General features: G+C 63.2%; 21 protein-coding genes and 1 pseudogene. 2 read left to right on the top strand and 20 right to left on the bottom strand.

The window, feature by feature from the left end:
* Positions 1-57 precede the first annotated feature (57 nt).
* From SA87_RS05400 to SA87_RS05355, 10 genes and pseudogenes are all read right to left on the bottom strand, one after another.
* Positions 58-987: a DMT family transporter gene (locus SA87_RS05400; protein WP_066200215.1), complete on the bottom strand. Its 930-nt coding sequence runs from the start codon at positions 985-987 to the stop codon at positions 58-60.
* A 41-nt stretch (positions 988-1,028) separates the two neighbouring features.
* Entirely contained in the window at positions 1,029-2,069 is a 1,041-nt protein-coding gene (locus SA87_RS13965; RefSeq protein WP_248844491.1) for a TIGR00366 family protein, read from the bottom strand.
* A gap of 94 nt (positions 2,070-2,163) precedes the next feature.
* Positions 2,164-2,427, bottom strand: a pseudogene (locus tag SA87_RS14290) (TIGR00366 family protein); the annotation flags it as partial.
* Positions 2,428-3,501: 1,074 nt separating this feature from the next.
* Positions 3,502-4,695: an ABC transporter ATP-binding protein gene (locus tag SA87_RS14240; protein ID WP_066442259.1), complete on the bottom strand. Its 1,194-nt coding sequence runs from the start codon at positions 4,693-4,695 to the stop codon at positions 3,502-3,504.
* 33 nt (positions 4,696-4,728) lie between these two features.
* Positions 4,729-5,628 (bottom strand): carbohydrate ABC transporter permease, encoded by a 900-nt coding sequence (locus SA87_RS05380; protein WP_211264156.1) that lies wholly within the window; start codon positions 5,626-5,628, stop codon positions 4,729-4,731.
* The gene (locus SA87_RS05375; protein WP_211264154.1) at positions 5,621-6,496 is read right to left on the bottom strand and encodes a carbohydrate ABC transporter permease; all 876 of its coding nucleotides are present in this window, start codon (positions 6,494-6,496) and stop codon (positions 5,621-5,623) included. The genes SA87_RS05380 and SA87_RS05375 overlap by 8 nt, the downstream gene beginning before the upstream one ends.
* Before the next feature lie 44 nt (positions 6,497-6,540).
* Positions 6,541-7,905 carry an ABC transporter substrate-binding protein gene (locus tag SA87_RS05370; RefSeq protein WP_211258118.1) on the bottom strand — a complete coding sequence of 455 codons (1,365 nt, stop codon included), beginning with the start codon at positions 7,903-7,905 and terminating at the stop codon, positions 6,541-6,543.
* Positions 7,906-7,969: 64 nt separating this feature from the next.
* On the bottom strand, positions 7,970-8,158 hold the full coding sequence (locus SA87_RS05365) for a hypothetical protein (protein WP_066200206.1): 189 nt from the start codon (positions 8,156-8,158) through the stop codon (positions 7,970-7,972).
* Positions 8,159-8,164: 6 nt separating this feature from the next.
* Positions 8,165-8,809 (bottom strand): extracellular solute-binding protein, encoded by a 645-nt coding sequence (locus SA87_RS05360; protein WP_169793365.1) that lies wholly within the window; start codon positions 8,807-8,809, stop codon positions 8,165-8,167.
* Positions 8,810-9,044: 235 nt separating this feature from the next.
* Positions 9,045-9,929 (bottom strand): metallophosphoesterase family protein, encoded by an 885-nt coding sequence (locus SA87_RS05355; RefSeq protein WP_066200200.1) that lies wholly within the window; start codon positions 9,927-9,929, stop codon positions 9,045-9,047.
* Between the two features lie 448 nt (positions 9,930-10,377).
* Between SA87_RS05355 and SA87_RS05350 the strand changes: the two genes are divergently transcribed.
* A complete protein-coding gene (locus tag SA87_RS05350; protein WP_066200197.1) occupies positions 10,378-11,877 on the top strand; it encodes a purple acid phosphatase family protein in 1,500 nt (499 codons plus the stop codon).
* Between the two features lie 72 nt (positions 11,878-11,949).
* Here the strand turns inward: SA87_RS05350 and SA87_RS05345 are convergent, their stop codons facing one another.
* Complete coding sequence (locus SA87_RS05345) at positions 11,950-12,888, bottom strand: aldo/keto reductase (protein ID WP_066200195.1); 939 nt, start codon at positions 12,886-12,888, stop codon at positions 11,950-11,952.
* A gap of 266 nt (positions 12,889-13,154) precedes the next feature.
* Positions 13,155-13,535, bottom strand: a complete 381-nt coding sequence (locus tag SA87_RS13120) for an endo alpha-1,4 polygalactosaminidase (RefSeq protein WP_368014886.1) — start codon at positions 13,533-13,535, stop codon at positions 13,155-13,157.
* Positions 13,536-13,717: 182 nt separating this feature from the next.
* On the opposite strand from SA87_RS13120, the gene SA87_RS05335 reads away from it, so the two are divergent.
* Positions 13,718-16,063, top strand: a complete 2,346-nt coding sequence (locus SA87_RS05335; protein WP_156516500.1) for a choice-of-anchor P family protein — start codon at positions 13,718-13,720, stop codon at positions 16,061-16,063.
* 169 nt (positions 16,064-16,232) lie between these two features.
* Here SA87_RS05335 and SA87_RS05330 read toward each other — a convergent pair whose 3' ends face one another.
* The 8 genes from SA87_RS05330 to SA87_RS05290 all read right to left on the bottom strand — a co-directional run bounded on the left by SA87_RS05330 (position 16,233) and on the right by SA87_RS05290 (position 25,138).
* The gene (locus SA87_RS05330; protein ID WP_066200188.1) at positions 16,233-16,946 is read right to left on the bottom strand and encodes an ABC transporter ATP-binding protein; all 714 of its coding nucleotides are present in this window, start codon (positions 16,944-16,946) and stop codon (positions 16,233-16,235) included.
* Between the two features lie 68 nt (positions 16,947-17,014).
* Positions 17,015-17,824, bottom strand: coding sequence for an ABC transporter ATP-binding protein (locus SA87_RS05325; RefSeq protein ID WP_066200183.1), 810 nt, complete (start codon positions 17,822-17,824; stop codon positions 17,015-17,017).
* A gap of 3 nt (positions 17,825-17,827) precedes the next feature.
* On the bottom strand, positions 17,828-18,781 hold the full coding sequence (locus SA87_RS05320) for a branched-chain amino acid ABC transporter permease (protein ID WP_066200181.1): 954 nt from the start codon (positions 18,779-18,781) through the stop codon (positions 17,828-17,830).
* Between the two features lie 180 nt (positions 18,782-18,961).
* Positions 18,962-19,834, bottom strand: a complete 873-nt coding sequence (locus SA87_RS05310) for a branched-chain amino acid ABC transporter permease (RefSeq protein WP_066200331.1) — start codon at positions 19,832-19,834, stop codon at positions 18,962-18,964.
* A 279-nt stretch (positions 19,835-20,113) separates the two neighbouring features.
* A complete protein-coding gene (locus SA87_RS05305) occupies positions 20,114-21,376 on the bottom strand; it encodes an ABC transporter substrate-binding protein (RefSeq protein ID WP_082718532.1) in 1,263 nt (420 codons plus the stop codon).
* Between the two features lie 177 nt (positions 21,377-21,553).
* Positions 21,554-22,306 (bottom strand): SDR family NAD(P)-dependent oxidoreductase, encoded by a 753-nt coding sequence (locus SA87_RS05300; protein WP_066200173.1) that lies wholly within the window; start codon positions 22,304-22,306, stop codon positions 21,554-21,556.
* A gap of 174 nt (positions 22,307-22,480) precedes the next feature.
* The gene (locus tag SA87_RS05295) at positions 22,481-23,584 is read right to left on the bottom strand and encodes a LysR family transcriptional regulator (RefSeq protein WP_066200171.1); all 1,104 of its coding nucleotides are present in this window, start codon (positions 23,582-23,584) and stop codon (positions 22,481-22,483) included.
* A gap of 33 nt (positions 23,585-23,617) precedes the next feature.
* Positions 23,618-25,138, bottom strand: coding sequence for a complex I subunit 4 family protein (locus SA87_RS05290; protein ID WP_066442269.1), 1,521 nt, complete (start codon positions 25,136-25,138; stop codon positions 23,618-23,620).
* Positions 25,139-25,235: the final 97 nt, after the last annotated feature.

The raw sequence follows: 25,235 nt of genomic DNA, 5'->3' as shown, positions 1-25,235 counted from the left end.
ATCTCCGGAAGGCCGCTCGACCGCGGCGTCCTCCGCCGGCACGACGAATCGGTCACTTTACGAGGAGCCGGGTCGAGAAACCGCCGGAGATGCGTAAGCCAGTCCGACGCCGATCAGGATGAACGCGCTGCCGATCAAAAACGGCGCCGGCAGTCGTTCCCCGAGGAAAAGGGCCCCGAAAAAAAGACCGAGAACCGGGACGGAAAGCACCGATAAGGTGGCGGTCGCCATATCCAGGCGCTCGAGGAGCCAATACCAAAGGGAAAACGCCAGTGCCGATGCAAAAACACCTGTAAAAACCACCGCGCCGACCGCCGCGACCGACCAGCGGGCCCTCGGACCGCCTTCCACTCCCCAGACGAGCGGCCAGAGGAACGCCGTGCCGACCCACGTCTGAACGGCATTCACCCAGTTCCGCGGGAAGGGCGTCAGCCGCTTTCGGTAAAGGATGTTCGCTCCCGCCCAGCACCACGCCGCCAGCAACACCTCTCCGTCGGCGATCAGCACCGATCGTACGGCGTCGGCGCTCCCCGGCGCGAGGAGATCCCGCCCGACGATCAGCCCGATTCCCGTCATGCCGAAGAACAGGGCCCATTTTTTGACGGGCAAGAGCGGCTCACCCAGCGCCCAACGGGCCAAAAGGGCACTCCAGAGCGACATGGTGTACAACAAGACGGAAGTTTTTCCGGCCGCAAGATTGAGCATCGCGGCGTTGACCAGCCCGTAGACGGCTGTCGTCTGCATGAGCCCCAATATGACCAGCGCCGGCCAAACCTGCCGGACAACGGCACGAAGGTACAGAGGGCGGTCGGACTGCGGTCTTCGCCGAATCCACGCTGGGGCGACCAGTGCTGCCAGCGCCGCCGACGCCGCCGTAAACCGCAACGCCGCAAAGGTAAACGGACCCATGTCCTGGAGCGCCACCTTCATCGCCACCCAGGCCAGGCCCCAGATCACGCTCAGCGCGGCCACCGCCAGCAGAACCACCGCCGCTCACCTCGATCCCCGGCAAAATGAAATCGGTCCGTTCAGCCGATGACAAACGTTCGATTCAAAAGCCAGATCAAAATCATCACCGTCGGAACATGGAACAAAAACTGGAGCATGGAGTACCCGATCAGATCTCGCGCCCGCACGCCCATAATGCCCATCAGCGGCAACATCCAGAACGGATTGATCAAATTGGGCAATGCTTCCGTCACGTTATAAATCTTTACGACCCACGCCAGCTGCAGATGCAGCTCCTTGGCCGTTTCGAGAAAATACGGTGCCTCCACCACCCATTTTCCGCCGCCGGAAGGGAGAAAAAAGCCGAGAATTGCGGTATAGATCCCCATCCAAATCGGGAAAGTCCCCTGATTCGAAACGGAAAGGAAAAACCGGACTAAAAGATCCGACACGCCTGCCCCGATTAAAACGCCAAAAATCCCTGCGTAAAAAGGAAACTGAAGCAATACGCCGGTTGTCGCCGGAACGGCCCGAGCCACGGCCTGGATAAAATTTCGAGGTGTCCAATGCATGAAAAGACCAAGCACGAGAAAAGTAAAATTATAATTATTCAAATCCAATGCGGCGAGCGGTCCTTTTTGATCAATTTGCTCGATAATATAAACGATGCCGGCGATGAAGATCAACAGATTCAGAATCGGACTGGTTTCCAGTTTTTCACCCGGCGTTCGGGCGCGAAACCGCTGCGGTTCGTCGTTCGCCGGTGGGCCTAGATCGATGCCCAGCTCACGGGCCGTTTTGGCATTGTCCTCCGACGGTGCCGACAAATAGGCGATCGCAACCGACAACGCCACAAGCACGAGGATCATGACGCCGTTTTGCCAGGTGAAAATCGTCTCTGACAGCGGAATGACGCCGCTGATTTTCAGCAAGGCTTCCGGGATCGCGTTTGGGCTCGCCATCATGAGTGCCGCAGAAGACGAAAGACCGAGCGCCCACACGCTGCCGAGGCCGAGATACCCTGCCGCTCCGAGCGCCCGATAATCGACGCGCTTCATCCGACGGCTGATTTCCCGGATCAAGATGCCGCTGAAGATCAGGCTGAATCCCCAACTGATCAACGAAGTCAGCAAAGCAAAAAAAAGCGACAAACGCCACCGCGCCTTTGGCCGTCCTCGGAAGTCGCGAAAGGTGCGTGATCAATCGATAAACGGGTGGGCTCGAAGCGACGACGAAACCCGAAATGATGATGAATGCCATCTGCATCGTAAACGGAACCAGATCCCAAAAATGACCGCCAAAACTGACGGCGACGTCCCGCGGCGAATGCCCCAGCAAAAGCGCGACCGCCATGACGACAAGCGTCGCCAGCATCGCAAATACAAAGGCATCCGGAAACCAGCGCTCGGACCAGTCGGCAAGCCGAAGCCCGATGCGCTCCAACGTTCCGGGGCGTCGGGATTCGTGGTTTGTCGACATATTTCCGCCTCCATGTCCATTGAAAAATTACTTCATTAATAATTTACTATAACTCATAAACCTGATACAACTCATAAACCTGATTTCGTGATCACCTGATTCCGTGAACAATCTCCCTTGATCCACCCTTCTTTTAGCAGGTAAACAGAACCGCGCCCGTGATTTGGAACAGCTCCTCGGCAAAAAGTGAGGTTAAAATCGCGCTCCTCAAAAACTTCCTCGGGCAGGGGAGCGAGATCAACTTCCGCTTCAGGAGCGCATCCGTCTGGCGCAAGAGGCGGTGGCCAGGCGGCGGGCTCCCCTGCCGGTTCTCCTGGGGACGCCTGATTTCCGCGGGCAACCGGGTTTGACCGGAAAAAGCGAGAGGAGGCCGAAAAGAGGCGGGCTCTGGCAGACGAGGCGCGCAAAGCTGAGAGCGAAGCCATCCTTCAGGAACATCCGGAGTCCGGCGATCGCCGCCTCGAGGCCGAGCACAGGCGGCGGGGGATGGTCGGAGGCAGGAGCGGGTTCGGCGTCTTCTCCACCCGTTTGGCTTTCCCTCGCGCGAAAGGTGAGAAAGCCGAAGCCCAATCCGCTGCTCGAGGCGGTCGTTCTGGCCAAGGAACGGGCGAATCTCCGTCGCCGGCCCTCTTTCCGAACGGGAACCGGACGCCTTTGAGGGGCTCACCACCCGCTTTGGCCGGGGACGACGTCGAAGAAGAAAACGGCAGCCGGCTTGGCGCAAATCGCCGGCACCGTCACGGACAAAAGCAGGCGCGCCTCCGGACGATGACGACATCCCCCGCCCATGCGGTCGAAGGAAGCGGATCGCGCTCGATCGATCGGTCCTTCCGACCGGAAGGGGTTTCCCTTTCGGCCGCGGCGAAAACCGCAGGCGTTCCGCCGAAGCCGGCGCCTTCCAGAAACAGGACCGTCCCCAGCAGGGAAAGCTCCATCCGGATCATCGCGGTTCGCCATCGGCGCTTCGCCTGCGCGAACACCTTTGCTTCCGCCTCGAACAAGGGCCCTTCATGCCATCAAGCCACGGATCGTATCGCCAAACGACAGAAGGCCGCAGGCTTTCCCCATCCCCGGTCAGACGGACTGCAGCACATTTCCGGTCCAGGAGAGGCCGAGATTTTCCCCGCTTTTCGGGTCGAAAAAATGAACGTCCCGCCAGGAAAACATGAGGAGCATGCGCGACGTCACTTCGATGCCGCCCGCCGGGACGACCCCGCCCACCTCGGTCCGCCCCCAGGCCGCGTACACGTAACGTTCCCGGCCGACGTCTTCCACAAAGCGAAGGTCGACCGGGATGCGAACCGTCCACGGCCCATCCGGTTCGCGATCCCGAAGCGCCGCTTCCGTCCCGGCAAAAGGCGCAAATTGGATGCGCTCCGGCCGGATGCCGACGACGACCGAACGTCCCCTTCGTTCCGCCAAAGCCGAGGCGATCGCGGTCGGGAGGGACACCGAAACCTCCGGGCGTTCCTCGAAGCGAAGGGTCTCGCCCTCGACCCGGGCATGGATGAGATTCATCGGCGGGGTGCCGATAAATCCGGCCACGAACAGATTGGCAGGCCGCTCGTACACGTCTTTCGGAGTCCCGTACTGCTTGAGGCGGCCGCCGGCCAGAACGGCGATGCGCGTTCCGATCGTCATCGCCTCGGTCTGATCGTGCGTCACGTAGACGAGGGTGAACCGAAGTTTTTCCTGCAGACGGACGATTTCCGATCGGGCCTTCACGCGCAGCCGGGCGTCCAGGTTGGAAAGCGGCTCGTCCATCAGCACGATCGGCGCCCGTTTGACGATCGCCCGGGCGAGGGCCACCCGCTGCCGTTGACCGCCGGACAGCGCCCGCGGCAGGCGATCTTCCAGCCCTTCCAGATCCAAAAGCCGAAGCGCTTCCCGGGCGCGGGTCTCGATGACGGTCCGGGGGACCCGCTGCATGCGGAGCCCGAACGTGATGTTCTCCCAGACCGTCATGTGCGGATAGAGGGCGTAATTTTGAAAGACCATGGCGATGTCCCTTAACCCGGGATCCACGTCGTTGGCCGGCCGGCCGCCGAGATACACCGTTCCGGTATCCACGCTTTCCAGGCCGGCAATGAGCCGAAGCGTCGTCGTCTTGCCGCCGCCGGAAGGACCGAGAAGAACGGCCCGCTCGCCCGGTTCGACGGTGAAGGTCAGCCCCTCGACGGCCGTCACCGAACCGTATCGCTTCCCCACGTTTTCGAGGCGAATTTCGCCGCGGCGATCGATTTCCCCCGCTGACTTCGTCCGGGACAAGGTCGGTCTCCCTCCGTTCCATCCGTGGCCCGCCTATCCTTTCACACCGGAGTGCAGAAAGGTTTCTATAATTTGCCTTTGCGCCAAAGCGTACGCCAGAAGCGGCAGCAGCGACGTCAGCGTCGAAGCCGCCATCATCGCTCCCCAGTTCGTGCCGCCCTCCAAGTTCGTAAACATCTGGAGCGCGATCGGCAAGGTATAGGAACTTTTTTCCTTCAAGATGAGAAAGGGCCAGAAATACTCATTCCACGTGTTGATGAAAAAAAGGATGGCAAGCGCCGCCAAGCTCGGTCGCACCAGCGGCAGAAGGACATGCCACAAAATGCGGAGCGGACCGACGCGCTCCATCCGGGCGGCCTCGTAAAACGAAAGAGGCACGCTCCTAAACGCCTGTCGCAGCAAAAAGATGCCGAGCCCATCCGCCAGCTGCGGCAGCGCCACCCCGAGCACCGAGCTGAGAAGCCCCAGGCGGGCGACGAGCAAATAATTGGGGATCATCGTCGCGGTAAACGGGACGAAGGCGGTCAGCAAAAGCGCGTAAAACAGCACCTCTCGACCCCGAAAGCGATAAAACGAAAAGGCGTACGCCGCAAGGACGCTCGTGCCCAGCTTGGCGGCCGTCACGATGAGGCTGACCCAAAAGGTGTTGACGATGTATCGGGCAAAGGGGACCTGCGTCCAGACGTAACGATAATGCTCGAGCGTCGACCGAGCGGGCCAGAGGCTGAGCGGATCGTTGCTGATGGCGACGTTCGTCTTCAAAGAGGCACCGATCATCCACAGCATCGGAAAGGCCGTCCAGACCGCCACCAGCAAAAAGAGGAACCCCAGTGCCCCGGCCTCGAACATCGTGAATCTCCGCTTTGGTTTCCGCTCCAGAATGAACGCGTTCTCCGGAATCCCCGCATTCGGCGAACCGATCGCCTTACTCATGCTCGTAGTAGACTCCTTTTTCAAGCACTTTTTTCTGCAGGACAAGAAATGCGGCAAAGATCAAAATGACCATCACGGCAGCGGCCGCGCCCCGACCCGTCTGGAAAAACTGAAACGCATACTGATAGGTGAGGAAAATGAGGTTCGTGCTCCCCTTATCGGGCCCGCCGCCGGTCAGCATCTGGATCGGCACAAACACGTACTGCGCTCCCATCACCACGGTGAGCACAAGGACGTACAGGGCGGTGGCCGACGTCAGCGGTCGGACGATGTGCCAGAAGATTTTCCAGGGCGACACGTTGTCGATGCGGGCCGCTTCGATGAGCTCTCTGGGAATGCTGGCCATCCCGGCCAAAAAGACGATCAGATGGTAACCGAAGCTTTTCCAGGCGGTGATGAGAGCGATGGCGACAATCACCCAGCCGAAAGAGGAAAACCAGGCCGGGGCGTCGAGTCCAAAAAGCGAAAGGAGCCGGGCGATGGGACCGCTTAACGGATGAAGAAGCCAGAAGTACAGGATCGAGGCGACGGCCAGCGAAAGGACGCTCGGCAGAAAGTAAAGCCCTCTCAGCACCTGCCCCGCTCTCGGCACTCTGAACGCCATCCCGTAGGCCAAAAGATACGGCAGGGCAAAGACGATCCCGAAAAGAAGCGCCGTATAAAGAACCGTGTTGCCGAACGCGATCCAGAATTCCGGAGCGGTGAGCACCGCGGCGTAGTTCGCCAGGCCGACCCATTTTTTGACGGGGCTGATCATGTTCCACTGCAAAAAACTGAGATAAAGCGTGTATCCGACGGGGAGGTACACGAACGCTCCGAGAAGAAGCGCCGCCGGCGCAACCAAGGCTAAGGGGACCCACCCCGTCAACCGGGGTGGGCGCCACCGCTTGAACGCACGCATGGTCTCGCCCCTCAGCGAATCAGCCCATTGACTTTTTCGGCCGCATCCTTTAAGGCCGCTTCCGGAGACTTTTTCCCGGTGAGGACGGCGTCACGGGCATCCAGCAGCACCTGTTCCGCCTGCAGGCCGTTGGCCCCCGGAAAGCTCACCCACGGCACAACGTCCGGCAGCTGCGCGACGGCGACTTTCATCAGCGGGTTTTGGTCCATAAAGTCTTTCAAATAGCGCGGGTCGTCGGCGACGCCCTTTCGGGCCGGAAGATATCCGGTTCCCTTGGTCCAGACGGTGATCGCTTCCGGGGAAAGCAAGAATTTGATGAACGTCCAGGCCGCTTCCTGCTCCTTCGGATCCTGCGCGAAGATGAAGAGATTGTTCCCTCCTGCCGGGAGGCGACGGGGCTTTCCGTCAAACGCCGGAAACGGCGCGCCCTTGACCGTAAATTGGGCATTCGACTCGACGTAATTCCGCCGCGCGATGGTCGTGACGTACATGGCGACTTTCCCCTGGACGAACGCTTCGGACCCTTCGTCCCACGTCGCGTGGAGCGCCGTCTTGTCTTTCAGGACGAGATCCTGATACAGCTGAAACGCTTCGATCGCCTCGGGGCTGTCGAAACCCGCGACGAGTCGCCCGTCTTTTTCGATCAACATGCGGGCGCCGTTGGACTCGATGAGCGCCTGCTGGGCCCAGAAATCGCTTGGCTCCTGAAGATACAGCCCGTAGGCGCCGGTCTTTTCCCGGATGGTCCGCGCCGCTTCCCGCACTTCCGCCCACGTCGTCGGCGGCTTTTCCGGATCGAGGCCCGCTTTTTGGAACAGATCCGCGTTGTAGTACAGGATGGCGTTCGAAATCGAATACGGCATGCCTTCCAGCTTTCCGTCGACCCGACCGAGATCCAGGATGTTGGGCAGAAAATCAGCCAGAAACAACTGCCCCTCCGGATCGCGGGACGCCGCTTCTTCAATCGAAAGATGGGGGAAGTTTTCCACCGCGTAGCGCAGGAAGTTGTAACCGATCTGCGCGACCGCCGGCGGTTGACCCGCGGCCAAAGCGGTCTGAAGGTTTTGCATGAGTCCAAGATACATGTTCGGTTGGAACTTTTCGACGACCTGGATGTCGTCGTGTTCCCGATTGAACCGTTCGACCAGCTCCCGAACCGCCGGGCCCCCGAAGTTTTCGGAGTTGACATGCCAGTATTCGATGACCACTTTTCCGTTTTCGGGAGCGGTTGCGTTTCCGGTCGCCGTCTCTGTGGCAGCGTCGCCGGAGGACGTCGTCGCCTGCAAGGGGGCCTCCGCCGTCGGACGGCCGCAGGCCGCCCCCATCAGTCCGACGACCAGCCACAGCATCATAAGAAGAGCCACGGGTCGCTTCACGGATTCAACCTCCTCGATCCAGCTCGGATTTTTACCGGTGTCCCAGGATGTTCGCCGAACGGTTTCAACGAAACCGGGCCGTAAGGCGGCGAATTTTTTCACTGGCCGCTTCCAAGGCGGAAGACGGTGATTTTTTGCCGCTTAGGATGGCCTCTGTGGCCTCGATCCGAATCTGTTCCGCCTCCAGGCTGTTGCCGCCGGAAAAGCTCGGCCAGGAAACGACGTCCGCCAACTGCTGCCGGGCGAGCTTCAACGCCGGTCACTCCGCCAGGATCGATCGAAGCGCCATCTCCTGCAGCATCTGATACACGGCGACCCCGCTCGCTTCCTGAAATGCGGGTTCCGTCCGCCCCCCGACGTTGCGATAAATGGCTCCGTCGTTCGATAAGACCATCGCGTCGATCGCCCAGTTGGCGACATCTTCGACGAAAAGCCCATACTGGCCGGTTTTTTGTTTGATCTCCCGGGAATACGTCCGAACTTCAGACCAGGTTCGGGGAGGACGGTCGGGATCCAGGCCGGCGCGCGAAAAAAGATCGGCGTTGTAATAGAGGATGGGCACGCTGATGGAATATGGGAATCCCGCAAGCGTCCCCTGACGACGCCCCAAATTGAGGACGGAAGCCGGAAATGAACGCAAAAACGTTTCGCCGTCCGGATCGCGCTTCAGCATTTCTTCCACCGGAACGAAGGGCATGTTTTCCACCGCATAGTCGAGATAGTTAAAACCGATCTGGGCAACCGCCGGGGGAGTTCCTGCGGCGATCGAGGCTTGAAGATTTTGCATCAATCCTTGATACGATCCCGGTTGAAAGACGGCCTCTACGGTGATGTCGGGATGGCGCCCGTGAAAGGCGCGCACCAGTTTTTCGATCGCCGGCCCGCCAAAATTTTCGCCGTTCACGTGCCAATATTCGATGCGAACCGGCTTGGCCTCCCCGGCTTCCGCCGTTGGCCGATGCCCCGTTTCCGGGTTCGTAAAAGCGCGGAGCGGGGATGAGTTCCCAGGATCCGGATCGGAAGTACAGGCCGAACCCAACCCCAGCAGGAGCAACAGCGCGAGGAGGCCCGCCCATCTCCGGTAAAGAGGCGCGCATCGCGACACGCCCTCCCCCCCTTTCCCGCGGCTTTCTCCCCGCTTACCGCTCACCTTGCCCCAGCCGCTCCGCCGCCGCTTCCGTCGCCGTTTCCGGCACCCCGGGAAGGTCCGCCGCCCGATCGGCCTCCGTCCCTTCCGGCTCCGGATAGGGCGTAAAGCCGGGCATCAGGCGGTGGAAGCGGGCGATCGCCGCCCGAAGATCAGGATCGTCGATCGGGCGGAAGGTCACCCGAATGCGCCCCGCTTCGACGTCGATCACCCGGTAGCCCGGCGCATCGAGCATGGCCGCCGTCTGCACGAAGGCGATCCCCGCCTTGCGGACGATGGAGTGGACGTGGTTGTGGCCGGTGAAGACGACCGCCGGTGCCGGTCCCGCCGCCAGAAGCTCGACGAAGGGGATCGCCGGATCAAGGTGCATCTTCTCCTCCGTCGAGCGGGCGGTCGTCCCGTACGGCGGATGATGAGCAAAGATGAGCAGGGGCCGCCGATCCCCATCCTCCCGCTCCGCCAGGCGATCGGCCAGCCAGGTCCGCTGTTCGTCGTCGAGCGTCCCGCTCCAATCGCGAAGCGACCGGTCCCGGGCGGTGTCGAGGACGACGAGCGTCGCCTCCTCCCGCTCGATCGCCCGGAAGCGCGGCTGCCCCGTCTCCGCCTCGATCTCGTTTTTCGGCAAAAGGAGCGCGTCGTGGTTCCCGAGGACGTAGACGAACCGTTCGCCCGCCGGGTCGAACAGCTCCCGAACCGCGGCAAATTCCTCCGGCCGGCCGAGATTCGTCACGTCGCCGATCCCGACGACGTAGTCGGCCGGCTCCGCAAGGACGGCCTCGACAATCTTCCGGTACGCCCGGTCCCGGGCGTCCCGGACGGCTTCGTCGGCGCAGTCCAGCCACGGAAAATGAAAATCGCCAAACAGCACGATGCGCACGACGGACTCCCCCTTCCTTGTCTGCCCGCCTGGGCCCGTACCGCAAGAGGCGGCAAGGCGTCGTGGGCGACCGGTTCCGGCACGTCCATCGTACGATGCCGACGTTAACGCTCGGTAAAGAAACGACTAAGATTTGATGAAGAGACGCTGAAGATTTGATGAAGAGACGCCAAAGCTCGTGAAACTCGCCCCTTTATTTACAAAAATTTAACCTGATTTTAAGGCTGTCTTTACGCTGCGTTTACGGAAACTTCATTCGTCGGTGATACGCTAGACGTGTCCGAGTCGACGATCAAGAGGCGACGGCATGGTCGGCCACTATTAAGAAAGGAGGATCCTTGATGGCGCCCCCCCCTCAAAAGAACGGGCGACAGGGGCGCCCGCGGGCGCTTCCATCACCCGGCGGACGTTTCTTCGCGGCCTCGTCGGCTTCGCCGGCGCCGCGGCCTTGGAACCGTGGCTCCTCGGCGCCCGGGTCTGGGCGGCCGACGGGGGAAACGTTCTTTCGCCCGAGGCGCCCCCCGGCGAAGGATCGGCGGGAGCGGAGGAAAAAGCGGCGGGCGCCCTCTGGAACGAAGAGCTCGTCACCGTCGGCGCCGACCGGATGGCCGTCAGCTGGGTGACGGATGCCCCGGGAGAGACGGCCCTCTGGCTCGGCGAACGGCCGGAGGAAATGCGGCGGTACGCCTGGGGCGATCGGACGCGCCACCATCTCGCCGAGATCGAAGGGCTCGCTCCCGACACCCGCTACGTCTACCGCGTCGAGACGGACGGGACGGTCGGGCCCCTCAATTCGTTCCGCACGCTGCCGAAACCGCCGGGAACGCGCCGCCTGCGCCTCGGCTGGATCGCCGACAGCCACCTCGCCGCGGGCAGCGGAGCAGGAGATCTCAACCAGCGTTATCTCGGCAAACTGACCGACGCGGCGCCGACGCTCCTCGAGCGGGCGCTCGACGATCTCATGCGAAAAGGCGTGGACGCCATCATCCACGCCGGAGATCTCACCGACACCGCCCATCCGGACGAATATCGCGCCTTCCAGACGATCGTCGCGCCGTATGCGGCCCGCGTGCCCTTTGCCGCCGTCCCCGGAAACCACGACAAATACCGGCGCAAGACCGGAGGAATCGGCGAAGCGGGCTTTCGGGAAGCGATCGGCGATACGTTCCCCCGCCTTCTCGATCTCGGCGCCGCGACCGTCATCCTCCTCGATTCGGCCCGCCCCGACGACGACTGGGGCTGGATCCCGACGGCAAGCCTCGCCTGGCTGAACCGAACGCTGAACGAGACCGCCGGACGGCCGACCTTCATCGTGCTCCATCACCCGGCCAACGGCATGGATCTCTGGTTCGGGACGACGAATTTTTTTGCCCTTCAGGCGGTGATCGCGAAGCATCCCCACGTCGTCGGCGTTTTGAGCGGGCACATGCACCGCAACTTCATCAGCCTCGCCCGACACGGCGACGGAACGCTTCCGTACATCGAACTTCCCGCCACGGTCCAGTTTCCGAACGGCTACGGCCTCATCGATCTCTACGACGGCGGATACGTCTACACGTCCCACAAAATCAGCGCCATCGACCTGTCGGAGCGCTCCCGCGAAGCCGTGTTAAAAGGGTTAAACGACGCCTACGTCCTCTACACCCTCGGCGGACCGGGCGACCGCAACCTAAGCTACGACGCCGGCCGGAGGACGGCGGTCCGGCAGTCGGGATTCGCCGTCGTCGCCGTCGTCGAACTCACCCGGCTCTTTACGCTGCTCAAAGAGCGGAGCGGCGCGGCCTTTTCCGTGGCGGCGGCCGAGGCGGCGAACCTCCGGCGCCTCGTCTTCGGCCGCTTCGCCACCCGGGAAGAGGCGGAGCGGCGCCGGGCCGAACTCGCCGCAGTCCTGCCGTTTTCGCTGGCCGTCAAAGAAGAAACCGGCGGATCTCTCCCCCGCTCTCATTGAATCGGGGGCGCCGCGCCGGCTCTCCGTTCGCGCTTCGCCTCGACGGAGCGACCCAATCACGCCATGCCCTTCCTAGCCCTTGACGGGATAGTCGTCGACCCGGGTGAGGCTTCGGATGCGCGCCACCGCCTCCGGCGGAAGCGGCGGCAGATCGAGGGCCCCGGCCGCTTCCTCGAACTGGGCCACCGTCCGGGCGCCGATGAGAGCGACGGCGACCGCCTCTTCGGCGAGGACGAAGCGATAGGCGAGACGGGCAACCGACCCTTCCGGATCGCCCGTCTCCCGGGCGATGGCCTCGAGCTGCCGGTAAAGTTCCAGCAAGGCTTCCCGCGGATATCCGTGGGCGCCGACGGCCTCCAGGGCGGCGATCCGCCGCGGCCCGTCCCGGCCCAATAATCCTTTGGCGAGCACTCCCCGCACGATGAGGGAAGCGCCGCGGGTGCGGACGCACGGCACGATTTCCCGTTCCGGTCGCCGGTCAAGCGGCCCGTAGGCGCTCATGACGGCGACAAAGCGCCCCCGTTCGAGGGCCCGGCAGACAACCGCCGGGCGGATCGACGACAGGCCGTAATGCCGGATCGTCCCTTCTCGGACGAGCCCTTCCAGCCCTTCGACGAGTGCATCGATCGGGTCGGCCATTGTCCCTCCGTGTAAAAGATACAGATCAATGGCGTCGACGCCGAGGCGCCGGACGCTCGCCCGGGCGGCCTCCCGGATGTACGCCGGATCCGGCGTCCACGTCCAGCCTTCCTCACCCGGCGTAAAGCGGTTGCCGCCTTTGGTCACGACGACGACGCGGCGTCGCTCCGCCGGCGCAAGCTCCTTGAGCACGCGGCCGACCCACGCCTCGCTTTGGCCATAAAAATACAGATCGGCCGTATCCCAGAGGATGATCCCCCGCTCGAGAGCCGCCGCAAGAACGCGGCGGCTTTCCGCTTCCGCCGGATCGAGCCGCATCAGTCCGAGGCCGAGGGGCGGCACGACGAGATCGCTCGTCCCAATCCGACGCATCGTTTTCACCTTCTTTTAAAAAAATCGACTCATGGAAACCCCTGATGGGAAAACTGGATCCAACATTGGCGGCCATAAGATTCACGACAGGGACTGTGCCAGGCGTCCAGTTTCCGCCGTTTGATTTGAGCGTTCAGGCCGGTGCGCCGGGCTTCATCGCACACCGCCTCCGGCGTCCTCCGGCGTCGCTCCGAGCTCGGCATCCTCGAGGGCCAGCACCGGTTTGCCGGCATCCCGAAAAGGGCGCGCGAGAGGACACCAGCCCTTCAGGACGCAACTTTCAACGAGGATCCAGTCGAAGTCGGGGGCGAGCGCTTCCGCCTGTTCGCTGAACTTCTGCGGAGAGGGGAAATCCGGTGTCGTTTTGATAACCGTTGAGATTGTCGAGATCGAGGCCGTGAAAGTTTTGGCAAGACAGAGATCGAAGCGATCCAGCCAGATGGAAACGAGGAGATCCAGGCGCCGGATGTTGACCCAGCGTTCCCCGGGCCAGTCCGCGACGTTCTTTCCCAGGACCTTTGGGGATAGCGTTCGGCATCCGGGCGCCAGTCCTCCCAAGCGCCGGCGTTGAGATAGCAGATCGCGCATTTTCCCTCGCGTTTGAGCCACGCCACCGTAGACGCGTCGGTTTCAAAAGGATCGAGCATGACCCATTCCACAGCTCCCGATTTTCTTTTTCGCCTCCGGCTTAAATTATATTTTATTTAGCAAATCAAGAGCGCCGATGAGTCGGTTTAGTTGAATCATTTCATAAGAAAATTAGAATGATTATTTCGACAAAAATCGACACCATTCTTTATTTGTTTTTTAATAAAATGGATTTGGTTATTTGAAAAACAAAAACGTAAAAAGGATAGGGGGTATACGCATGCGTCGTATTTTCCCGGCGATCCTGTCCCTTCTCATGGTCTCGATCGCCTTTTTTGCTTGGCCGGGGCCGTCCCGCACCGAAGCTGCACCGCCGAAAGCGCCGCCGTTTTCCGGCCATGCACGAACGCAGTCGCTTGAGATCAGCGCACTTTCCGGACTGGACATCTTGAAGGTCGTCGCCGGTTTGAGCGAAGCGCGCCTGGACAACCAAGTTCAGCCGCCGGCGCAAGCCAGCGGCGTTCCGGTAGAACTCACCCTCTTGAACGGAAAGCTTCCCCTATTGGCCTCCCAATCGTCCGCTCCCCCCGACACCTCCGACGATCAGGAGCGATCTTCCGCATCGGAAACCGGCGTGACGGTCGGATTGCTCACCGCTCGCTCCTCGGCCCAATGGGAGAAACGCGATCCGGTCGCCGCGGCCAGTACGACGACAGCCAACCTCGGCATTGCCGGACTCATCACCCTCGGCGCCATCGAAAATTCCACCGCCGTCAAGACCTCCACCGACGGCTCTCTGTCCGCTACCGCTCGCGTTCATCTCGCCGATCTGTCGCTGCTCGCCGGGGCCATCAAAATTGAAGCTGTAGACATCACCGCGACCGCCATCGCCAACGGAAAACCGGGGGGCGCGCAGGCGAAGGTCGATCACGCGGTCGCCCGGCTCCGCATCCTCGGCATCCCCTACACGATCAGCGGCGGGCAAGTCCTCAACATCCCCGGCGTGGCAAAGATATCCCTATCTGAAGGTCAGACCGCGACCGCCCCGGATGGAACGTCCGCCTCGGCGACGGGAAGCGGTCTGACCATCCAGCTGCTCGGCCTTTTGTTTAACGGCGTCACCGTTCAAATCGGTCTGGCGGACGTGGCGGCGGCGGTTCCAGTAGGCGGCATCCCCTTTGCGCCCCCATCGAGCGAACCGGCGTATACCCTGGAGAAAGTGGCCCTTTCGTCTACGGCTCTCCCGGATGAAACCGTCGACTATCAGATTCGCTACCGGATGTTGGCCGATAGCGAAAACGTGGTCATTCGCGATCCCCTTCCGAAGGAAGTGAAATTCATTAGCGCCAGCGCCGGAGGGCGCTACGATGCGACCGATCATGCGGTGATCTGGAACCTCGGGGCGCTGAAGCAGGACGCAGCCGGTGTACTGACCGTCACCGGACGAATCGACCGGAACACGCAGCCAGGAACCGTCCTTGAAAACGTTGCGATCATCTCCGCCCTCGACCGGAAACCTCTGACCTCCTCCCCGGCCCGCATTCGCATTGTTTCACCGGCGCCGTACCAAATTTCGAAGGTGGCCAGCCACACCTCCGTCGAAGTCGGCGGCATCGTCGAGTTTCGCATCGCTTATCGCATGCTGGAAGATGCAAGCGCCGTGGAAATCGTCGATCCTCTGCCGCCTTACACGACACTGCTGAGCACCAGCGGCGGGGGACAGTACGATCCGGCGCGTAGGGCCGTCGTCTGGAAGCTGGGGGAGCAGCCGAGCGGTGCCGGAGATGTCTTTATCGTCCGGTTGAAGATCGATCCCCGCACTCCTTCGGGAACGCTCATTCGCAATGCAGCGACCATCTCTGCGGCCGGCCGCAAGCCACTCACCTCCTCGGAAGCCGGTGTCACCGTCGGTGCCAAGGTCTATCTCCCCTTTGTCGCCGGGTATCCGGATCAAACGTTTAAACCGCACCGGCTGGTTACCCGCGCCGAACTTGCCTCCATGGTTGCCCACATTATGAAACTCGAGGCTTACACCGGGCACCCGATCGCCTACATCGATGTCCCCGGTCACCACTGGGCCCGTAAGGCGATCGCCGCCGTTACGGCCAAAAACCTGTTCCCGATTTTGCGGGCACAAGCCTTCGAACCGGATCGACCGGCGACGCGCGCCGAAATCGCCTCCGTCATGGTCCGGATGTACGATCTCGATCCGATCGAATTTGCCAACCCTCCCGGAGGGGCTCCGCCTTCTCCCACGTTTCACGACGTCTCGCCGAGTCACTGGGCTTATAACGCCATCGAAACGGCCGTGCGGCTCGGTTTCCTGGACGGATATCCCGATGGAACCTTCCGCCCGAATAATCCGGTCACCCGCGCCGAAACCGTCGTCATCTTGAGCAAAGCGCTCGGCCGGGGACCGCTCGTCGACGGACAGACGGCCGTCCGGAGCCACTATCGGGACGTTCAAAGAAGCGACTGGTATTTCGGCTGGATCGAAGGCGCTTCCCGGGTCGCCTATCGGGCCGTCCATGTGGAAGGAAAAGGCGACATGCTGGAAACCTACCTCGACGATCAGCCGATTTGGTGACCAAGTCGGAAAAATGTGTGCTCCCAGAAACAATGATAAACGCGATAACAAATATTAAAATCCGGCCGGTTTCCGGCCGATTTTTTACTGTATATCGATCCTTCCGGTGGATCTCAGCTGAGTTCCGAGAAATGTTTCCATATTGCGATCGACGATCCGGCCTGCGCGTTCAGCTCCCCCGCCCGCCGAGGTACGCTGCCGCGATCGCCGGATCGCTCCGGAGCACTTCCGCGGGCCCTTCCTGAACGATTTCACCGTGTTCGAGGACATACGCATAATCGGCAAACGCGAGCACTTGCCGAACGTTCTGTTCGACGATCAGGATCGTCGTCCCGGCGGCGTTGATCGCCCGAATCGTGCGGAAGATGTCCTGGACGACGAGCGGCGCCAGCCCCATCGACGGCTCGTCGAGGAGAAGGAGCTTCGGCCGGGCCATGAGCGCCCGGGCGATGGCGAGCATCTGCTGCTGGCCGCCGGAAAGCGTCCCGCCGAGCTGTCGCTCCCGCTCTTTGAGCACCGGAAAAAGAGCGTACACCCGCTCAAAGTCCGCCTCGACCTCCGCCCGATCCCGGCGGAAAAAGGCGCCCATTTCAAGGTTTTCCCGCACCGTCATCCGGGCGAGGATCTGCCGCCCTTCCGGCACGAGGGAAATCCCGAGCCGGGCGATCCGGTAGGGCTTGAGGCCGTCGATCCGCTCACCTCGGAAAAGGATCCGGCCGGCGACGGGCCGGAGAAGGCCGGCGATCGTCCGCATCGTCGTCGTCTTGCCGGCGCCGTTCGCGCCGATCAGGGCGACGATCTTCCCCTCCGGCACCCGAAGCGTGACGTCCCGCACGGCGCGGATCGGCCCGTAGGCGGCACTGATGCCCTCGAGGACGAGCATCTCCGGTCGTTTCCCCCCTTTCCGGCGATCGGACCGCGGTTTGGCCCGAAGCCGCCTTTTGCGGATGGTCAGGCGCCGCCCTCTTCGGACGGGCGGGCTTCCCCGCTTTCGTCGTCGTCCTTTCCGAGGTACGCCTCGATCACCGCCGGGTCGTTCTGCACCGCCTCCGGCGGCCCTTCGGCGATCTTCGCCCCGAAGTTGAGAACGACCACCCGGTCCGAAAGCCCCATCACCAGGCCCATGTCGTGCTCGACGATGAGCTCGGTGATTCCCTGCCGGCGGATGTTTTGCAAAAGCTCCGCCAGATCCGCCGTCTCTGCCTCGTTCATCCCCGCGGCCGGCTCGTCGAGGAGGAGGAGCTTCGGCTCCATGGCGAGCGCCCGGGCAATCTCGAGCCGTCGCTGAGCACCGTACGAAAGCGCCCCGGCGGGAAGATCCGCCGCGCTTTCCAGGCCGACGAAGCGAAGGAGCGCCCGCGCCCGCGCCTCCGTCTCCCGTTCCTCGGCCCGCTCCCGCCGCGTCCGGAGCACGCCCGCCAGCGCCCCGGACCGGGTGCGGCTGTGGCGTCCGACCTTGACGTTGTCGAGGACCGACATCGAGCGGAACAGGCGGATGTTCTGAAACGTTCGGGCGATCCCGAGGGCGGCGATCCGGTGCGGCGGAAGGCCGGAGATCGTTCGCCCTTCGAAACGGATCGTCCCGTCCGTCGGCGGAAAAAGGCCGGTGATCACGTTAAAGAGCGTCGTCTTCCCGGCGCCGTTTGGCCCGATGACGGCGACGATCTCACCGGGTGAGACGCTGAAGCTTACGCCGTTTAACGCCAGAAGGCCGCCAAAGCGCCGCGAGACGCCGTCGACGACGAGCATCGCCTCCGGCATGCCTCATCCCTCCAGCGCCCGGCCGCCGGCGGAAAACCGCCGCCGGCGGAACCGGAACAAAAGATCTTCCGTGATGAGCCCCCGCGGCCGGACGATCATTACGACGAGCATCGCCACCCCGTAAAACATCATCTTGTAGTCCTGAAGCGCCCGAAGAAGCTCGGGCAGCGCCGTCAACAGCAGGGCGCCGACCAGCGGTCCCCAAAACACCTCCGCCCCGCCGATCACGGCGAAGGAAAGCATCTCCACCACGCGGTGGTAATTGAAATCATCCGGCGTGATCGCCGTCGTCAGGTGGGCGTACAGCCCGCCGCCGAAGCCGGCGAGCACCGCTCCGAGGACGAAGGCGAGGAGCTTGTACGCCCGGAGGTCGATCCCCATCGCCTCGGCCGCCACCTCATCCGCCCGGATGGCCGAAAACGCCCGGCCGACCCGGGAGCGCATGAGGCGGGCGAGGAGAACGACGACGAGAAGGAGGAGGAGGAACAAAAACACCGTTACCGACAGGGCCTTCAGCTGGGCCGGCGTAAGCCCGACCCGCTCCGTCGTAAGGCCCAGGGTCTGCTCCAGCCGGTAGAGCTCCCCGCCGAGAGACGGCAGCCCCTTCAGTCCGAGGGCGCCTCCCGTCACCTCGAGGTTCAGCATCACCACCCGGACGACCTCGCCGAAACCGAGGGTCGCGATGGCGAGATAGAGGCCGTGAAGCCGAAGCGTCGGCCCGCCGATGATCAGGGCCACCGCCCCGGCGAGGACGGCGCCGGCGGGCACCGCGACGATCATCGGCATCCCGGCGTGTCCGGTCAGGATCGCTGCCGTATAGGCACCGATGCTCATAAATCCCGCCTGACCGAGGGAGAGCTGCCCCGTCGCCAGTGTGAGAAAAACGCTCAGCGCCAAGATGCCGTTTAAAAAAACAAACGATAAGACCTGCAGCTGATACGGATTGAGCCAGTCCATCGTTCCGGTGCCCTCTTTCGTCCTTTGTCCCTCGATCTTTCCTGCCCGCCTTACGACGCCCGCCGGGCCGTCGTTTGCGCCCCGCCGATCGGTTTTTCTTCTCCCGACCGGCGGGGTCAAGCGGGTCGTTCGGAACGGCCGCCGGGCCGCCCGCCTCCTTTTCCCCGGCGGAAGGAGCGGTCACCGCTGAACGGGTGTTTCGCCAAAAAGCCCCTGCGGCCGAACGAGAAACACGAGAATGATCATCAAAAACGCGATCGCATCCCGGTACGTCGAACTTCCGTAGGCGACCGCCAGCACTTCGACCACGCCGAGCAAAAGCCCGCCCAGCATGGCCCCCGGCAGGCTCCCGAGCCCGCCGAGGACGAGGACCGCCAGTCCTTTGAATCCGAGCCCGACGCCCATCGACGGCGCGACCGCCCCGTAGCTCAGCCCGAGCAAAAGCCCCGCGACGCCGCCCAGTCCCGAAGCGAGGACGACCGTCGCGAGGATCACCCGGTCGGTCGGGATGCCGAGGATGGCCGCCGTTTCGGGGCTTTCCGAAGTCGCCCGGATCGCCTTCCCGAACGGCGTTTTCTGGATCCAGAGATGCAAGAGGGCCATCAGTCCTAAAGCCGCGACCAAGATCGCGAGGTCGACCGTCCGGACGTCCACGCCGCCCACGGAAAAGGAGCCGCCGAGCTTTCCGGGGACGAACCGGGAGTCGGCCCCGAAAAGCTTGATCATCGCGTCGTCGAGGATCGTGGCAAAGCCGATCGTGCTGATGAGCGGCGCCAGGTGCGGCACGTCTTTTTTTCGGAGCGGTCGGAAGGCGACGGCTTCCAAGAGCGCCCCGAGGACCGCCGCGCAGGCGACGGAGACGAAAAAGGCCGGAAGAAGCGGCCAGCCGAACGCCGACATCGTCACGATCGCCGTGAGGGCGGCGAAGATGAAAATCTGCCCGTGAGCCATGTTGATCATGCCCAGGACGCCGAAGATGAGCGTATAACCGACGGCGATGAGGGCATACGTGCTGCCGACGGTGATGCCGTTTAAAAGCTGCTCGAACAACATGCCCGAACGCCCGCCTCCCATCCCGCCGCCATGCGGCCGGATCCCCGTATCGCGAACCCGAATGCGGCCCCTGACCGATTTCCTTCGCCACCACACCGGAAGAAAAGGGCGGGACCGCCTCCCGCCCTGTCCGTCCGGCGCCTTCTGACGCGAAATGCCGCGATCCGATCCGGCGTTCATTTCTGTTTTGCCGCTTCGGCCATATCCCGCGGTCCTTCAGGGGTTTCCCCTTCCTTCGGAGCCGGTCGATCGGCATTTCTTCCGTCGCTTGCCGTTTCTTCAGTCGCTGACCGACTCCAGCGGCACGTACTTTCCGCCCTTCGCCACGACGACGACTGCCTCGCCGATCGGGTTTCGGCGCTCGTCGAACGAAAGCTTCCCGGAGACGCCCTCGAAGTCTTTGAGCTCCGCCAACTGATCCCGAAGCAGCTTCCGGTCGGCCTTGCCCGCCTTGAGGAGCGATTCGGCAATGATCGTGAGCCCGTCGTACGCCTGGGCGGCAAACTGGTCGGGCTTCTTCCCGTAGCGGGCTTCATACGCCTTGACGAACGCCTGAACCTTCGGATCGTTCTTTTCCGGGCTGAAAGGCGTCGCCACGATCAGCCCTTCGGCGGCGTCGCCGGCAATCTCGAACACCTTCGGGTTGTTGAACCCGTTCCCGCCGAGGATCCGCGCCCGGAGGCCCATCTCCCGGGCTTTTTTCACGACGAGGGCCCCTTCTTTGTACAGCGCCGAGATGAGCAAGACGTCCGGATCGGCCTTTTTGATGTTCGTCAGCTGCGCCGAAAAATCGACATCCCCGACGGCGAAGCTCTCCTCGGCGACGATCTCGAGGCCGAGCTCCTCCGCCGTCTTCTTCATCGTCTTGTAGCCGGAGACGGAAAAGTCGTCGTTGTTGGCGTAGATGAGGGCGGCCGTCTTGAAATGGTACCGGTTTTGCGCTGCCTTCATTGCCGTCGGGATGGCGATCGACTCCGGAAGCGAGTTCCGGAAGACGTACGGCCCGATGTCGTTGATTCCCTCCGCGGTGTTGGAGATGCCGAAGATCGGCGTCTCGTTTTCGTTGGCCACCGGGCCGGCGGCAAACATCTCCGCCGACAGCGTCGGCCCGATGATGGCGACGACCCGATCTTCGTTGATCAGCTTGTTGACGGCGTTGATGGCGCTCTCTTTCTTGCCGCCGGTGTCTTCGTAGACGATGTCGAGCTTGAGCTTTCCGGCGTATTTTTCGTTCAGCTCATCCTTGGCCATCTCGAGGCCGCTCCGCTGCGCCTCGCCGTAAGCGGCAGCGCCGCCGGAGAGGATGAGGACCGCCCCGATCTTCGCCTCGATCGGACCGGCCGCCTCGCCGCCGCTCCCCTGGCCTTCCGTCGCCGGACCGGACGCGGGGCTTCCGCTCGACTCCTTCGCGCCGCCCCCGCCGCAGGCTGAAAGCGAAAGCCCGAGGACGAACACCGCCGCGAGGACAAAAAGCGCCCCCCGCCGCCAGCGTCCGCCGGCTTGCCTCCCCGCCGCTCGCTGGATCGCTCGCTCTTGCGCCATGCCGGCTCCCCTTTCTCTGATTCTGTTCGTCTTTCCGAACCTCCGATGAACCGGTCATCGCCTGGCCGCGCCCATCGGGCCCCGCTGTTCGAAAGGAGCGACCTTTCGCCCGACGATGTCCTAAGGATGCCACAGGAACCGGCCAAAGTCAACGGAAATCTTATACACATATGTGCATTAAAACATCTTTGACTGGCCGCCGTCGACGACGACCGTCGTCCCGACGATCCACGACGCCCGAGGGGAAGCGAGGAAGACGACGGCGGCGGCCACTTCTTCCGCCGTTCCGAAGCGGCCGGCGGGGATGTTCGCCGCGACGAACGCCAGCATCCCTTCCGGATCCTCCTGAACCCTCCGATCCCAGCTTCCGCCGGGGTGGCGGATCGACCCCGGCGCGACGCCGACGACCCGGACGCCCCGCCGGATCGCCGCATCGCCGAGCGCCTTCGTAAAGCTGATGAGGGCCGCCTTCGCCGCGTTGTAGGGCGCCTTGCCGCCGGCCTCCCGCCCCCAGATCGAGCTCACGTTGACGACGGTGCCGCCGACCGCCTCGAGGTGCGGAAGCGCCCGAAGCGCGAGATCGACGGCGGCAAAAAAATTGATCTCCATCGCCCGGCGGTAGTCCTCGAGCGGCGTCGTCGCCGCATCGGCGCCGTAGCTGGCCCCGGCGTTGTTCACGAGGACGTCCAGGCGTCCGAAATGGCGGACGACCGCCTCGACGAGCTCCGCCCGAGAATCGGCGGCAAAAGCGTCGAACGAAAACCCCTTTGCCCCCGGAAGGGCCGCCTCCACCGCCCGCAGGCCGTCATCGCCCCGGGCGGCCACCGCGACCCGGGCTCCCTCGGTGAAAAACGCTTCGGCGATCGCCCGGCCGATTCCCCGGGTGCCGCCGGTGATGAGCACGACCTTGTCCTTGAGGCCGAGGTCCATCCTTTCCCTGGTTCGTCAAACCTACCTAAATCGTGATCAGGCAGGCCCTCTGCCGAACCAGGTCGTCACCTCCTTTTTAAAACCATGACACTTTAAGACCATGACACGGCGATTCGGCCTTCGCGGCAACCGGCGTTCGGCGCCGCCGGCCTTCCGCGATTCGGCGCCGACGACCTACAACGATTCGCCTGACGGCGACTCATCCGCCATCCGATCCCCGGCCGCCTCCCGCCCGCCGACCTCTTCCCGCGCCGGCGCCTCTTCCGGCGGCGCCGGGCGGCCCCGCCGGCCGTCGTCCCGCTTTTCCCGCTTACCGCCGGCCTTCCCCGCCGCCGGCTCGGCGACGAACCGCTCGACGGCGCTTTCAAATGCCCCGTACGCCCGCCCCTGTTCCAAAAGAAGCTGGCGAAACGCCAGCGCCAGCGGCGAAAGGGGCTGCTGCGCCGGGTGGACGACGTACCACTGCCGCACGATCGGAAACCCCTCCACATCGAGGACGGCGATGAGTCCGACCCGCCGCTCCAGCCGGATCGCCACCTCCGAGACGACCGAAATGCCGATTCCGGCGGCGACCGCCTCCTTGATCGCGGCGATGCTGCCGAGCTCCATCCGGACGTTGGGAAACACCCCGTTTTCCTGGAAAAAGCGCTCCGTCGTGCTCCGGGTGCCGGATCCCCGCTCCCGGAGCAAAAACGGCTCCTTCTCCAGCCGCCGGAGCGGGATGTTCCGCTCGCCGGCCAGCGGATGATCCGCCGGCGCGATGACGACGAGGCGATTGTCGAGGAAGGGCTCCGCTTCGAGATACGGCGACTGCTTCGGATAGCCCATGACCGCCAGATCCGTCTCCGCCCGAAAAAGCCGCTGCAGCACCGCGCTCCGGTTCGCCACTTCGAGCTTCAGCGCCACCTGAGGATGCTCTCGATGAAACAGGCCGAGAAACGGCGGCACGACGTACGCCCCGGCAGACGTGTCGGCGGTGATCGTGAGCGTTCCGACGCGATTCGTCCGGATGTCCTTGATCGTCTGCTGCACTTCTTCCAGCTGGCGAAACAGCCGGTCTGCCGCGTCCTTCAGGTAGGCGCCGGCCTCCGTCAGGACAAGCTGCTTTCCGGCCTGCTCGAAAAGCTTCACGCCGAAGTACTCCTCCAGCTGGCGGATGTGCTGCGAGACGGCCGGCTGGCTCAAGTAGAGCTCCTCTGCCGCCCGGGAAAAGTTCATGTGCCGGACGACCGTCCGGAAGATGTTGAGTCGCCGCAAATTGAGATACTCCACCGCCATCCCCCCGCTCGAGGCCGCGTCATCCGTGGCCGATTACAAGCGGGCGACGAGCGCCCCGATCGACGCCTTCATCGCCTCGCCGAGGACGAACGGATACACCCCGATCCAAAGAATCGCCGCCACCAGGAGGAGCATCGGCACGATCTCTACCGGCCGGGCGTCGGTCAACGCTTTGGCCCGCTCAGGCACCGGGCCCCAGCCGGCGGTCAGCGCCCCCCGGAGGAGGTAAGCGGCGCTCAAAACGAGGCCGAAAGCGCCCAGGACGGCGATCACCCCTTGGCCGCTCTTAAAGAGGCCGAGGTAGGTCAGAAGCTCCGCCACAAAGCCGGAAAACGCCGGGAGCCCCAGGGACGCGAGCGCCCCGACGAGAAGCACCCCGCTCGCAAGCGGCATCGGCTGCCAGAGCCCGCCGAGCTCTGCCAAGCGGGCCGTCCCCGTCCGCTCGGCGATCACGCCGGCGACGAGGAAGAGGAGCGCCGAGATGAAACCGTGGGAAACCATCTGAAAGACCGCCCCGCTCAGCCCCTCCTCGTTGGCGGCCGCAAGGCCGAAGAGGACGAGGCCCATGTGGCTGATGCTCGAGTACGCGATCAGCCGCTTGAGCTCCCCTTCCTGGAGCGCCAGAAAGGCCCCGTAGAGGAGGTTGATGAGACCGAAGACGGCGAGAAGCGGCGCCCACCGCCGGACTTCTTCCGGGAAAAAGCCGACGCCGAAGCGAATGAGGCCGTAGCCGCCGATTTTAAGCAGCACGCCGGAGAGGATCATCGACATCGGCGCCGACGCGACCGGATGAACGTTCAGCACCCACGTGTGGAAGGGCACGATCGGAAGCTTGATGCCGAAGGCGACGACGAGGGCCAAAAACGTCCCCGTCACGAGCCACCCGGGAAGCGCCCGCTCCCCCAGCCGCTCCGCCACCGTCGAGACGTCGAACGACCCCGTAAGATGAAAGAGGAGCAAAAACACCGCCAGCATGATCAGCGAACCGAGGCCGTTGTAGAGGAGAAGCTGATACGCCGCCCGCTCCCGGGCCTCCCCGCCCCAGATGCCGACAAGGAAAAAGAGCGCCACCAGCGTGAGCTCAAAAAACACGAAGAATAGAAGCAGATTCGTCGCCGCGAAGGCGCCGTTCATCCCGGCGTTCAGGAGCAGCACGAACATCCAGTACGCCTTCGGCCGGTGCGTCACCGTCCAAGAGGCCAGGGCCGCCATGAAGCCGACAAACGTCGCCATGAAAAGAAGCGGGAGCGATAGTCCGTCGACGGCGAGCGTCCCGTCGATCGGAAGCGGCACGAGCTGCCAGCCGTGGCTTGCGACATCAAACGACGGCATCCAGAGGGTGAACCACCGAGCGCCCTCTCGAAACTGCCAGCCGCCTCCGGTGAGATCAAAACGGGTGAGCGCATAGAAGGCGAGCCCGGCCGGCGCCGCCGATCCCAAAAGCCCGAGCGTTCGGATCGCCCCGACCGACCGGGCCGGCACCGCGGCGAGGACGATGAGAAACGCAAGCGGAAGCGCGACGATGAGCCCAAGCACCGGAAAGGACGACGGCATCTTCTCCCCGCCTTTCATCCTTTTGTGAAAAAGAACGGCCTTTGTTCTATTCGGACACAAAATCCGAAAACGGTTCGGCGCCAGACGCCTTGCGGCG

The organism is Hydrogenibacillus schlegelii (assembly GCF_001653195.1).
Taxonomy (GTDB): Bacteria; Bacillota; Bacilli; order Thermicanales; family DSM-22653; genus Hydrogenibacillus; species Hydrogenibacillus schlegelii.
The sequence above is the reverse complement of the archived record's forward strand: the minus strand, read 5'-3'. Positions and strand labels throughout refer to the sequence as shown.